At 49.4% G+C, this 13,192-nt stretch carries 13 protein-coding genes; 12 read left to right on the forward strand and 1 reads right to left on the reverse strand.

Annotated elements, in window-relative coordinates:
• The first annotated feature begins 241 nt into the window (after positions 1 to 241).
• Positions 242 to 727, forward strand: coding sequence for a cytidylate kinase-like family protein (locus AC0THY_RS10075; protein WP_489990477.1), 486 nt, complete (start codon positions 242 to 244; stop codon positions 725 to 727).
• Positions 728 to 756: 29 nt separating this feature from the next.
• On the opposite strand, the gene AC0THY_RS10080 is transcribed toward AC0THY_RS10075, so the two are convergent.
• The gene (locus AC0THY_RS10080) at positions 757 to 1,782 is read right to left on the reverse strand and encodes a PfkB family carbohydrate kinase (RefSeq protein WP_489990478.1); all 1,026 of its coding nucleotides are present in this window, start codon (positions 1,780 to 1,782) and stop codon (positions 757 to 759) included.
• Between the two features lie 257 nt (positions 1,783 to 2,039).
• On the opposite strand from AC0THY_RS10080, the gene AC0THY_RS10085 reads away from it, so the two are divergent.
• From AC0THY_RS10085 to AC0THY_RS10135, 11 genes are all read left to right on the forward strand, one after another.
• Positions 2,040 to 3,002: a beta-ketoacyl-ACP synthase III gene (locus AC0THY_RS10085; RefSeq protein ID WP_489990479.1), complete on the forward strand. Its 963-nt coding sequence runs from the start codon at positions 2,040 to 2,042 to the stop codon at positions 3,000 to 3,002.
• Between the two features lie 101 nt (positions 3,003 to 3,103).
• Complete coding sequence (gene mscL / locus AC0THY_RS10090; RefSeq protein ID WP_489990480.1) at positions 3,104 to 3,538, forward strand: large conductance mechanosensitive channel protein MscL; 435 nt, start codon at positions 3,104 to 3,106, stop codon at positions 3,536 to 3,538.
• An 88-nt stretch (positions 3,539 to 3,626) separates the two neighbouring features.
• Positions 3,627 to 4,829 (forward strand): FprA family A-type flavoprotein, encoded by a 1,203-nt coding sequence (locus AC0THY_RS10095; protein ID WP_489990481.1) that lies wholly within the window; start codon positions 3,627 to 3,629, stop codon positions 4,827 to 4,829.
• 336 nt (positions 4,830 to 5,165) lie between these two features.
• A complete protein-coding gene (locus tag AC0THY_RS10100; protein ID WP_489990482.1) occupies positions 5,166 to 7,046 on the forward strand; it encodes an ATP-dependent nuclease in 1,881 nt (626 codons plus the stop codon).
• A gap of 99 nt (positions 7,047 to 7,145) precedes the next feature.
• Positions 7,146 to 8,471: an L-cysteine desulfidase family protein gene (locus tag AC0THY_RS10105; protein WP_489990483.1), complete on the forward strand. Its 1,326-nt coding sequence runs from the start codon at positions 7,146 to 7,148 to the stop codon at positions 8,469 to 8,471.
• 43 nt (positions 8,472 to 8,514) lie between these two features.
• Positions 8,515 to 9,123 carry an SOS response-associated peptidase gene (locus AC0THY_RS10110; RefSeq protein ID WP_489990484.1) on the forward strand — a complete coding sequence of 203 codons (609 nt, stop codon included), beginning with the start codon at positions 8,515 to 8,517 and terminating at the stop codon, positions 9,121 to 9,123.
• Between the two features lie 77 nt (positions 9,124 to 9,200).
• Positions 9,201 to 10,439 (forward strand): DNA polymerase Y family protein, encoded by a 1,239-nt coding sequence (locus AC0THY_RS10115; RefSeq protein ID WP_489990485.1) that lies wholly within the window; start codon positions 9,201 to 9,203, stop codon positions 10,437 to 10,439.
• A 19-nt stretch (positions 10,440 to 10,458) separates the two neighbouring features.
• Positions 10,459 to 10,773: a hypothetical protein gene (locus AC0THY_RS10120; protein ID WP_489990486.1), complete on the forward strand. Its 315-nt coding sequence runs from the start codon at positions 10,459 to 10,461 to the stop codon at positions 10,771 to 10,773.
• Positions 10,774 to 10,968: 195 nt separating this feature from the next.
• Positions 10,969 to 11,712, forward strand: coding sequence for an SDR family NAD(P)-dependent oxidoreductase (locus tag AC0THY_RS10125; RefSeq protein WP_489990487.1), 744 nt, complete (start codon positions 10,969 to 10,971; stop codon positions 11,710 to 11,712).
• Between the two features lie 132 nt (positions 11,713 to 11,844).
• On the forward strand, positions 11,845 to 12,705 hold the full coding sequence (locus AC0THY_RS10130; protein ID WP_489990488.1) for a polysaccharide deacetylase family protein: 861 nt from the start codon (positions 11,845 to 11,847) through the stop codon (positions 12,703 to 12,705).
• Between the two features lie 149 nt (positions 12,706 to 12,854).
• Positions 12,855 to 13,178, forward strand: coding sequence for a PadR family transcriptional regulator (locus tag AC0THY_RS10135; protein WP_489990489.1), 324 nt, complete (start codon positions 12,855 to 12,857; stop codon positions 13,176 to 13,178).
• Positions 13,179 to 13,192 lie beyond the last annotated feature (14 nt).

Raw genomic sequence — 13,192 nt, forward strand, 5'->3', positions numbered from 1 at the left:
CAGTAACATGCATAAATCTATGCAAAATCGCCTTTGGCGATGGGATTTATACACCCTTGAATCATTTTCTCACGGTCTGCGCAGTAAATGCTCAGACCTGAGTGAACAGTAACGTTTAGATGGCGTTTTTATTCCATTCCCTTTGGAATCCACTAGGATTATTGGATACTTGGTGTTATAATGTAAGCTATCAACCGACAATCAACCGCAAACGCGGAGGAAATACCAAGGAGGAGTGCATATGAATTTAGTGATTACCATAAGCCGGAGGTTTGGAACAGGCGCCAGCATTATTGCAAAAGGGCTTTCTGAGAAGCTCCAGGTGCCGGTCTACGACAAGGCATTTATTGAGGAACAGATCCATGACAATGCCTTTGATTCAGAAGCGGAGGCTATCCGCAAGCTGGCTGAAAAGCCGTGCATCATCCTTGGACGCTGTGCCTCGGAAATCCTGAAGGACCAGAGAAATGCCTTCAATATCTATGTGTGTGCAGATAAGGAGGACCGGATTAAACGCATCATGAATCTGGAGAATCTTTCCTACGACGAAGCGGAGGAAAAGGTGACCAGGACGGATGAAAAGAGAGCGGATTATTATTTTGAACACACCGGAAAAGCCTGGGGGGATGTGAATAACTATCACATGATTCTGGACACCTCCAGGCTTGGGGTGGAGAACTGTGCGGATATCTTGATCCGCTATTTTGAACGTCAGGAGTACATCTAGTACATCGTGTTTCGTTTATGCTGTACTAGTCAACGCTGTACGCGGCCGGATGCATTGCCCGCTGCCAGACTGCGCACCTCATCCGGGGATACCAGATTGAAGTCTCCCTCAATGGTGTGTTTCAGGCAGCTGGCCGCCACTGCGTAATCCACAGCTTCCTGGGGTGGAACATTTTCCAGAAGGGAGAAGATCAGGCCTCCGCCAAAGGAGTCGCCTCCTCCCACCCTGTCCACGATGTGCATGGAGTATTTTTGGCTGAAGTAATATTCATTTCCGTCGTAGAGCATAGCTGCCCAGAGGTTGTCACTGGCGGAGAGAGATTCCCTGAGGGTGATGGCTACCATGCGAAAGCCGAAACGCTCTGCCAGCTGGGATGCCACCTCTTTGTAGCCCTCGTGGCTGACCTGGCCTGCATTTACGTCTGTATTTGACGCGTGAATGCCGAACACATCCTGTGCGTCCTCCTCATTCGCAATGCACACGTCCACATATTGGCAGAGCCGTCCCATCACCTGGCTGGCCTCTTCCCTGGACCAGAGCTTTTTTCGGTAATTTAAATCACAGCTGACCGTCAGCTGTTTTTCTTTTGCCTTTTTGCAGGCAGTCAGGCAAATATCAGCCATCTCACCGCCCAGGGCAGGGGTAATCCCTGTAAAGTGAAACCAGGAAGCTCCCTCAAAGATTGCATCCCAGTCAAAGTCTGTCTCCGATGCTGTGGCGATGGAGGATGCGCTTCGGTCGTAGATGACCTTTGAGGGACGCTGGCTGGCTCCCTTTTCCAGAAAATAGATTCCCACGCGGCTGCCGCCTCTTGCGATGAAGGAGGTGTCCACTCCGTACCGGCGCAGGGCATTGATGGCGGACTGTCCGATTTCGTGTTCCGGGAGTCTGGTGACAAAACGGGCGTCCATACCATAGTTGGCCAGGGATACCGCCACATTTGCCTCGCCTCCGCCGTAGGAGGCATGAAAGCACTCAGACTGTACAAACCGTTCATATCCATCCGGTGCCAGCCTCAGCATAATCTCTCCAAATGTAACAATTCTTTTTTTCATGGGTTGCCTCCTTTGATACCTGTATATTTGTAATAAGTAGTAACTATTCAACAGATCTGCACAATTACTGCGCTGACCGTGAGAAAATGATTGGATTTTTGCATGTAACTGTGAGGATCTGAGCAGTTACAACTAGTATGCACTATAAAGAAAAAAATATGAGAATATTTTCTTGACAAAGGGAGGGGTTTTTAATAAAATTATTTTGAATATCAAAATAATTGCAAGACAAAATAAATATTAGATAGGAAAAGTATATGACAACGAGAATAATAGGGACCGGTTCCTATGTGCCGGAGAAGATAGTGACCAATGAAGACCTGAGCAAAATTGTGGATACAAGCGATGAGTGGATCAGGACACGCACAGGGATCGAGAGCAGAAGGATTGCAGAAGGGATGGGAACATCCCAGGTGGCGGTGATGGCGGCACTAAGGGCTCTTGAGAGTTCCGGGACTGTTGCGGAGGATCTGGATATTATCATCCTTGCCACTTCCTCGCCGGATAAGTGCTTTCCCAGCGGGGCCTGTGAGGTGCAGGCAGCCATAGGCGCAGTCAATGCAGTGGCTTTTGATATCAGTGCCGCTTGCTCCGGATTTATTTTTGCCATGAATACTGTACACAGCTTCTTTCAAGCCGGAATTTATAAGACAGGGCTGATTATCGGAGCAGATACCCTAAGCAAGCTAATCGACTGGTCCGACAGGGGGACCTGTGTGCTCTTTGGGGACGGGGCTGGCGCTGCGGTTGTCCAGGCACAGGAACACGGGATTTTGCACACGATTATGAGATCCGACGGGTGCAAGGGGCCGGCTCTGGAGTGCGGGGCAAGGACTGCCGAGAATTTTCTGACCGGCAAAAAACCTGAGGTGGGTTATATGACCATGGACGGCCAGGAGATCTTCAAGTTTGCGGTAAAAAAGGTTCCGGAGTGTATCCGGCAGCTTTTGGAGGAGAGCAAGACAGAGACGGAAGAGATCAAATACTTTATTATGCACCAGGCAAATTACAGGATTTTTGAGGCCATAGCCAGGCGCATGAAGGTTTCGCTGGACCGGATTCCAATGAACATCCAAAAGTACGGAAACACCTCCGCTGCCTCCGTCCCCCTGCTTTTAGACGAGCTGAACCGGGGAGGAAAGCTGGAGAGGGGAGATAAGTTGGTGTTTGCCGGCTTTGGGGCAGGACTTACCTGGGGCGCTGCGCTGATGGAATGGTAGATAGAATGTTAGGGTAAGAAAAGGATTGAAGAATACCCTTCTCTTTTGTATAATAGGAATGACGGCAGAAAGCCAAATACAAAAGAGAGAGGGTATGTATTTTGAAGAAATTTATGAGGGAATTCAGAGAATTCATCGGCCGTGGAAACGTGATGGATATGGCCGTGGGCGTCATCATCGGCGGGGCGTTCTCCGCCATTGTGTCCTCCCTGGTGGATGACATTATCTCTCCGCTTCTGGGGCTGTTCGGAGGCTTAAACTTTGACCAGCTTAGCGTGAACCTTATGGGGGAGGTGACTCTGAATTACGGAAAATTTATTACTGCAGTAATTAACTTCCTGATTATGGCAGTGATTATTTTTGCCTTGATCAAGGCGCTGAATGCAGCGGCGGCAAAGCTGGCGAAAAAGAATGAGGAGGAGCCCATTGCTCCTGCCACAAAGACCTGCCCATACTGCAGAAGTGAGATTTCCGTGGAGGCTGTGAGATGCCCTCACTGTACATCTCAGCTGGAGCAGGCTGCGGCGAATAATTGACCACAGAAATAAACTCTGATATAATAGCGGTGATTTAGATATACTAGCTTTTAAATACCATTTGAAGTGAGGAAGGAGCATACGGATTATGCAGTGTGTAAGAAAGATAACAGAAGATTTGTTCTGGATTGGAGGCAATGACAGAAGGCTTGCCCTCTTTGAAAATATTTACCCTATTCCCAGAGGCGTTTCCTACAATGCCTACCTAATGATGGATGATAAGACCGTGCTTTTGGACACGGTGGACCACTCTGTGAGCGGTCAGTTTTTTGAAAATCTGGAATATGCACTGGATGGACGGGCTCTGGATTATATGATTATCAACCATATGGAGCCGGATCACTGTGCCATGATCGAGGAGGTGGTGCGCAGACACCCGGGTGTACAGATCGTGTGCAATGCCAAAATTGCGGGGATGATCAAACAGTTTTTCCGCTTTGACATTGATTCCAGGGTAGTTCTGGTAAAGGAGATGGATACACTCTGTACCGGAAGGCATACCTTTACCTTCGTGTTTGCGCCGATGGTTCACTGGCCTGAGGTTATGGTGAGTTATGATACTACAGATAAGATTTTGTTCTCTGCAGATGCGTTCGGCACCTTTGGGGCCTTAAACGGAAATATCTTTGCAGATGAGCTGGATTTTGAGGGGCAATGGCTGGAGGACGCCAGGAGATATTTTACCAATATTGTGGGGAAATACGGCATGCAGGTCCAGAACCTGCTCAAAAAAGCAGCTACCATTGAGATCGCCATGCTCTGCCCTCTGCACGGACCTGTATGGAGAGAAAACATTGGCTGGTTCGTGGAAAAATATCAGAGGTGGAGCAGCTACACTCCGGAGGATAAGACTGTGATGATTGCCTACGCCTCCATCTACGGGAATACGGAAAATGCGGCGGAAATCCTGGCAGGTAAACTGGCAGATAAGGGAATAAAGGGGATTGTGATGTATGATGTGTCCAACACCCATCCCTCAGTGCTGGTGTCGGAAGCCTTCCGGTGCAGCCATCTGGTATTTGCCTGCCCTACCTACAATGCAGGGCTGTTTCCAAACATGGAGACCGTACTGCTTGATTTAAAGGCGCACAATCTCCAAAACCGCAAGGTCGCTTTGATCCAGAACGGGACCTGGGCTGCGTCTGCTGGAAAGCAGATGAAAGAGATCCTTTCCGGAATGAAAAATGTGGAGATTTTGGAAAATGAGATCACTCTGAAGTCCTCCCTGAGGGAAGAGCAGTTGGGTGAACTCCAGGCAATGGCCGACCAACTGGCAGAGGATTTGGTATAGAGAATAAGCAGCTGTGTATGCGCTGCCGGGACAGAGGAAAGAACAGTCCCGGCAGCGCTTTTTTATATCATAGGATTAGGGTGTCAAAAGGTCACTGACCTTTTGACACCCTAATCCTATGATATAAAAAGCCCTCCGGGCGGGATCGCATTGCGGCGGAATGGAAGATGGCTGCCGGGGAAAAGCTGTTACTGTGAACAGTAACGAAAAGCTGTCTGCATAAATGGCGGCACTTGACAGTAGAGTATAATGAAACTAAAATGAATGAAAGAAAAGACAGGTCCTATGAAACAGCCAGCAACAGGGCAGCAGCACGTTTGCCAAAGAGGAGCATTTATGCAGTTTACCAGCCTTCATATCAAAAACTTTAAATATATCCGGGATATGAGGATTTCGGATATTGAAAATGCACTGATTCTCGTGGGAAAGAACAACACTGGAAAGACGGCTGTGCTGGAGGCAGTGCGGGCGGTTGCCGGTGCATACAAGTTCAGGGAAGAGGATTTTAATGAAAAGAGACAGAAAGTGGAGATCGATGTAACCCTGTCTGTGACAGAGGAGGATCTTCTGCGAATGCACCGCTATGGGATTGTAAGCCAGTATAAGCGCTATGAAGCGTGGTATGAGGACTTCTGCCGTAAGCTGCCCTCCTGCCATGACGGGGAACTGCAGTTTACCTATATGGCAAATGCCCAGGGGAAGGTCCGCTACAGCGACGGAATCAAGAAAAACAACCCGTACATACCAAAGGTGCTTCCAAAGATCTACTTTATCAGTACAGACCGCAAGCTTAAGCAGCTTCAGGAGAATCTGCTCTCCTTTGAGGAGGACAGACAGCTAAAACAGATCCGCTCAGATACCTGTATGTTTGAGCAGGGAAAGCGGTGCAACAGATGCTTTCAGTGTGTTGGCCTGATCAATCAAAAGAGTCCTGCCCAGATGAGTGCGGTGGAGACGGCCAAGCTGCTGGAATACAAGCTGGCCCAATTGAATTTGAGAGAGTTTTCAGCCCGCCTGAACCGCAGCTTTAGAAGGAATGGGGGTTTTGACGAGATTCATTATGAGATGCGCTGCGACATGGGGAAAGCCTGCACCGTGAAGGCGGAGGCATTTAACCAGGAGAGAAACACTGCCACGCCCATAGAGCGCATGGGAAAAGGCATGAGAAGTATCTATATGCTTTCCCTTCTTGAGACCTACGCGGAGGGGGAGGACCGGGTGCCCAGCGTAATCCTGGTGGAAGACCCTGAGACGTTTCTGCATCCCCAGTTGCAGAAAAATGCGGAGGACATCCTGTACCGCCTCTCAAAAAAGAACCAGGTCATGTTTTCCACTCACTCTCCTAATATGATCTTTAACTTTAGCAGCCGGCAGATCCGGCAGGTGGTGCTGGATGAACAGTACTACACCACTGTGCGGGAGAAGGTGGACATGGATGAGATCCTGGACGATTTAGGGTTTAACGCCAGTGACCTGATGAATGTCAGTTTTGTGTTTATTGTGGAGGGAAAACAGGATAAGAGCCGTCTGCCGCTTCTTCTGGAGAAGAACTACTCTGAAATGTATGATGGCAGGGGAAAGCTGTCCCGGATTGCCATCATCACCACCAATAGCTGCACGAATATCAAAACCTATGCGAACCTGAAATATATGAACCAGATTTATCTGAGAGACCAGTTTCTTATGATCCGGGACGGAGATGGGGAGGACCCCGGGGAGCTGGCTGCAAGGCTGTGCAAATACTATGAGGAGCGAAGTCTGGAGGATGTGGACCGCCTGCCCCGGGTGACGGGAAAGAATGTGCTGATTTTAAAGTACTACTCCTTTGAAAATTACTTTTTGAATCCTGAAATTATGGTGAAGGTGGGGGTCCTGGAAAAGGAGGATGATTTTTACCATATCTTTTTGGAGAAGTGGAAGGAATATCTGTACCGGATACGCAGCGGCCGCCATTTGACGGAAATGCTGGGATTTCAGTTGCAGACAGAGAACCAGGTGAGGGAGCATATGGAAGAGATCAAAAGATACATGAGAGGGCATAATCTTTTTGATATCTTCTATGGTCCATTCCGAAAACGGGAGCAGGAGATTTTAAAGAGGTACATTGAGCTGGCACCCAGGCAGGAATTCCAGGACATTTTTGAAGCTGTGGAGCGGTTCGCTTATTTTGAGAGCAGGAAGAGGCAGGAGGATACTAGTATAACTCCCGGTAAATAATCATACAGTTCGGTGAGGATGATTTACTTTGCGTTATACTAGCGGATTGAACTGAATGGGGGATTGTGATATTCTGAAAGAAAAAAGGGGAGAGGCGCAATGGAGAAAAATAGTCTGAAATACCAAACCTATGTGGAGATCTTAAAGAAGGAATTGGTTCCGGCCATGGGCTGTACAGAACCCATCGCTCTGGCCTACTGTGCGGCAAAGGCCAGGGAAGTCCTGGGAGAGCTGCCAGGGCGCATAGAGGTGGAGGCCAGCGGAAATATTATTAAAAATGTCAAGAGTGTAGTGGTACCCAACACCGGAGGCCAGAGAGGAATCGAGGCCGCTGTGGGGATTGGAATCCTGGCGGGGGATGCCGCAAAAGAGCTGGAAGTGCTCTCGTCTGTGACACGGGAGAAAAAGGAACAGCTGCCGGCCTATCTGAATCAGGTAAAGATTCAGGTGGAGCCTGCACAGAGCGGGTACCTGCTGGATATTCAGGTCCGCGTATATGGGGCGGAGGCAAAGGCCTCTGTGCGCATTGCGGGAAAGCATACCAATATTATCCGGGTGGAAAAAAACGGAGAAGTGCTGTTGGACAGAGAAGCGGAAAGCACTGATAAAAGGGAGGAAGCTGCAGAAGGAGAGATGTCACAGAGGGAGAAAAGATGTGGGGAACCGGATTACAGCCTGCTGAATGTGGAGGATATCTGCGCTTTTGCACAGTGTGCTGATCTGGAGGACGTGAGGGAGATTCTGGAACGCCAGATCTCCTACAATACGGCCATCTCGGAGGAGGGATTTCAGGGGGACTACGGAGCGAATATTGGGTCAGTCCTGCTGAAATCCTACGGTGACAGTGTGAAAAACCGCGCAAAGGCCCGGGCAGCCGCCGGGTCAGATGCCAGGATGAATGGCTGCGAGCTGCCAGTGGTGATCAACTCCGGCAGCGGCAACCAGGGGATGACAGTTTCCCTTCCCGTACTGGAGTTTGCAAAAGAGCTGGGCAGCAGCCAGGAGGACATTCTGCGCGCTCTGATTATCTCTAATCTGACTGCCATTCACCAGAAAACAGGGATCGGGTCACTCTCCGCCTACTGCGGAGCGGTCAGCGCGGGAGCCGGAGCAGGAGCTGGGATTGCCTATCTGAGAGGCGGAAGGTACAGGGAGATCGCCCACACCATTGTAAATACACTGGCAATTACATCTGGTATCATCTGTGACGGGGCCAAGGCTTCCTGTGCGGCCAAGATCGCCACCGCAGTGGACGCCGGGATCTTGGGATATGATATGTATCTGGAGGGGCAGCAGTTCTACGGAGGAGACGGCGTGGTCTCAAAGGGCGTGGAGAATACCATTAAAAATATTGGCCGCCTGGGCAGAGATGGTATGCGGGAGACAGACAGGGAAATACTACATATTATGACGTGTGTGGACTAAACCAAACATGGAGAATGTAGAATAGCCACGAAGAAGAAAGGGTGTGCCAGAGAAGATGTGCGGCAGATATTATATTGATGATGAGACAGCCAGAGAGATGGAAAGAATTGTAAGGGGCTTAGATACCAGGCTTCCGGAACTGTCTCCCTCACCAAAGGCGGATGTGTATCCTGCTCAGAGAGGGACGGTGATAAGAGCCAGGGAGGGAAAATGTGAGGTTCAAAGCATGAAGTGGGGATTTCCGGGGTTTCAGAAAAAGGGAGTCATCTTTAACGCCCGTTCTGAGGGAGTTCTGGAAAAGAGAATGTTTCAGGAGAGTGCAAGAAACAGGCGGTGCATTGTGCCGGCCAGAGGATTTTACGAGTGGGACAGGGCAAAGAATAAGGTGAGCTATGAACGAAGAGACGGACAGCTGCTCTACATGGGTGGAATTTGGAACTGTTACGGAGAGGAGGACTGTTTTGTCATACTGACCACCCAGGCAAATGATTCCGTTTCTGATGTGCATGACCGGATGCCTCTGGTGCTGGAGGAAGGGGAAGTTTCGCCCTGGCTTTTGGATGAGGGGAGCCTGAAATTTTTGCTGCACAAGGTTCCGGCACCTCTTCAGAGAGTTTCCGGATTTGTCCAGCAGACACTGCCGTTTCTGTAGGAGCGGGCAGATAACCAGATTTTACCGGTTGAAAACGAGAACGTGTGTTCTATAATAAAAATATGGAGGAAGAACATATGTTTGAAAATATTGTATTTCATGTGGATGTCAATTCCGCCTTCCTTTCCTGGGAGGCGGTTTTTCGTTTGGAGAGGATGGGGGAGCTCCGTGATTTGAGACAGATTCCATCGGCAGTCTCCGGGGATGTGGCCATGAGAAGGGGAATTATTTTGGCAAAGTCTATCCCCGCAAAGCGGTACGGGATAAAGACAGGGGAGAGCATTGGGGAGGCCAGACAGAAGTGCCCCGGTCTGGTGCTGGTTCCCCCCAGATATCAGCTGTATGAGAGATGCTCCAAAGCCATGATGGCAATTCTGAGAGAATACTCCCCGGCAGTGGAGCAGTACTCTGTGGATGAAGCCTATATGGATATGACAGGGGTAGCAGGCTTGGGAGAAAAACCGGAGAAGGCTGCGGAAGAAGTAAAGAGAAGGATCAGGGAGGAGCTGGGATTCACAGTGAATATCGGGATTTCTTCCAATAAGCTGCTTGCAAAGATGGCCTCGGACTTTCGCAAGCCGGATCAGGTGCACACCCTGTTCCCGGAAGAGATGCAGGAAAAAATGTGGAGGCTGCCTGTGGGGGAGTTATTTTTTGTGGGCAGGGCAGCGCGCAGGAAACTGTTTCAACTGGGAATACGCACCATCGGAGAGCTGGCAGAGGCAGATCCGCAGATTTTGAAGGCTCACTTGAAAAAACAGGGGGAGATCATCTGGCAGTTTGCCAACGGAAGGGACTTCTCACTGGTGGAACCAGTACCACCCAGGAACAAGGGATATGGAAACAGCACCACCATCCCCTTTGATGTGAGGGACGAAAGGACAGCGCAGATTGTCTTGATGGCCCTGTCAGAGACTCTGGGCACCAGGCTGCGCAGGGATGGGGTGAAGGCCAAGGTGGTGAGCGTTTCTGTGAAAGACTGGGAGTTTCATGTCATCTCCCACCAGAGAGTGTTGGAACACGCCACAGATATCACAAACGAGATCTGCAGGGCAGCGTTTCAACTGTTTCAGGAGGTGTGGGATGGAAGCCCCATACGTCATCTGGGGATTCATACTGGGAAGATCAGTGAACAGGACGGTATACGCCAGAGGGGGTTGTTTGAGGAATGGAATTATGAAAAGGAGGAGATGGCAGACCGGGCAGCAGACAACATTAGGGACAGGTTTGGGAGAGATGCACTGCAGCGGGCCGTCTTTTTGGAATACACTGCTATTGACCATATGAGCGGAGGGGTTCCCAGACAGGCCAGATAGCGGAAAGGAGGAGGTGACTTTGGGGTTTCGCATAGAATATGGGTTAAAAGAAGCGGATGAGGGAAAATTAAAAAGGGAGCAAAGAGATGTGGCCTGTGACTGCTGGTTTACCAGCGGAGGAAAAATGATTCCACGTTTTCTGAAGTACTGCGACGAGGAGGGAATTATCCGCCAGATTTGGGATATTAGGGTAATCTATACCCAGGAAAGGCGATACTGTGGCATCCCCGCTAGAGAATACCGGTGTGAGGCCGAAATAGGAGGAAGGCTCAGGGAATTTATCCTGCGCTTTTGGATGGAGGAGTGCCGGTGGCAGATGGAGTTGTGTGGGTAAGTGACAGTTCAGACGAAGCATAGCCCTGCGCCGGAGGAAGCGTCCGCCTTAGCCTGTAACGGACCGGACCCGTCTGAGCTGTTACGATTCAAGAGTGGATAGATATTCCTTGCCTGGTTGGTATTGACAAAAAGAAAAAGTGTGATATAATAATAGTAACAATTACTAGTATTATAAGTAAAAGGAGGAAAGACTATGCTGAGAGGTAAAGTTGCGGTGGTGACAGGAGGAACAAGGGGAATCGGTTATGCCGTTGTAAAAAAATATATAGAGCAGGGAGCCAGAGTGGCGCTGTTTGGCTCCAGAAAAGAGACTGTGGATCAGGCTTTGGAGCAGTTAAAGGAAGAGGCGGCACAGGGAAAGGTCATAGGAATGCATCCGAATCTGCTGAACGAACAGGAAGTGAGGGAGGCATTTGAACAGGTGAGGCAGCAGTGGGGAAGAGTGGATATTCTGGTGAATAATGCAGGCGTCTCCGCCAGAGACAGTGTGTATGATTACCGGGTGGAAGACTTTGAGCGGACTATTGACCTGAATATCAATGCAGTGTTTATATGCGCGCAGGCAGCAGCCAGGATCATGAGGGAGCAGGGGGGAGGCGTGATTTTAAACACCAGTTCTGTGGTGAGCCTGTATGGTCAGTCAGCGGGAAGCGCCTATCCTGCCTCTAAGTTTGCGGTAAACGGTTTGACGAAGTCCTTGGCAAAGGAGCTGGGAAGAGATCATATTCGTGTAAACGCAGTTGCACCGGGTGTAATAAGGACCGACATGGTGGCAGCCCTTCCGGATGAGATTATCAAGCCATTGATTGCCACTATCCCGTTGGGAAGGGTGGGAGAGCCGGAGGATGTCGCTAACGCGTTTCTGTTCTTGGCAAGCGATATGGCATCCTATGTGACAGGAGAGATTCTCTCCGTGGATGGAGCTGCAATGACCTAAAACTGTAGAATGGCGAAAACGTAGGTGGCAGTATCCATGGATCAGATGCCAATGAAAACAAAACAGGAGGGCAAGAAGCAGCCTTCTCTGCATATACTATAGAAACCATAAAACGGGAACGGAATGGGAGCTATGGAAAAAAGAAAACAGAATCAGGAACCGGAACAGAGGACGTATTACCTTAGGGGTATGGGCGTCCTCTGTTTGGCTGCGCTTTTATTTGCAGCCGGCCTTTGGAGGTTTGGCACAGGGAGTATACCAGCCAGCAGTCGTGCCGGGGAACGTGAACTTCCCATTTACTGTGTGGATACGCCCAAAAAGCAGGTAGCGCTCTCCTTTGACGCGGCCTGGGGAAACGAGGATACACAGGCTATTTTGGATATTTTAGAAAAAAATCAGGTAAAAGCCACATTTTTTATGACCGGAGGCTGGGTGGACAGCTATCCGGAGGATGTAAAGCGGATCTATGCCGCAGGACATGATCTGGGTAACCACAGCCAGAACCATAAAAATATGAGCCAGCTCAGTGACCAGGAAAAAACGGAGGAGATCATGGGGGTACATGAGAAGGTAAAGGCATTGACTGGCGTGGAGATGGAGCTTTTCCGCCCGCCCTACGGGGACTATGACAATGCGGTGGTTTTAAACGCCAGGGAAAATGGATATTATCCAATTCAGTGGTCTGTGGACAGTCTGGACTGGAAAGATTACGGGGTGGAGAGTATCATTCAGACCGTGTGTGAGAATGAGGCCCTGGACGGAGGGGCTATCATTTTGATGCATAATGGGGCCAAATACACGGCCAAGGCACTGGAGACTGTCATAATAACACTGCGGGAAAAGGGATATGAACTGGTCCCAATCTCCCAGTTGATCTATAAGGAAAACTATCACATGGATCATACCGGAAAGCAGATTTTGGATGAGAGAGAAACAAACGGTAACAGTTCAGCCAAGCTGAACTGCTACAACAAATGGGATTCCGGAACATAAATTACTTGACCTGTCGTAGTAATCGTGCTATAGTATGATTACTACGACAGACATAGTACGACAGACGTAATACTGGAAAGGTATTCAGTAAGTTTAGATTTACTGCGCATCTGTTCTGTCGGAAAATAGCGGAAGGAAGGGGAGATACGTTGATCAGTAGTGATGTAATGCGGGGTTATAATGATACCATCATCCTCTGTCTTCTTATAGGCGGCCCGTCCTATGGCTATGAGATATCCAAGAAGATCAGGGAGATGACAGCGGAAAAATATGTCATCAAGGAAACCACCCTGTACTCCGCGTTTACCAGGCTGGAGAAAAACGGCTTTATTGAGTCCCTTTTTGGAAATGAGACAAATGGAAAAAGACGGACTTACTACCGTCTCACAGAGAAGGGCAGAGAGTACTACAGGGAAAAATGTGAAGAATGGCAGCTCACAAAAGAAGTGGTGGAGCATTTCATTCTGAAATGATAGCTGGCCGGGAA

This window comes from Ruminococcus sp. 8Y-12 (genome assembly GCF_058119865.1).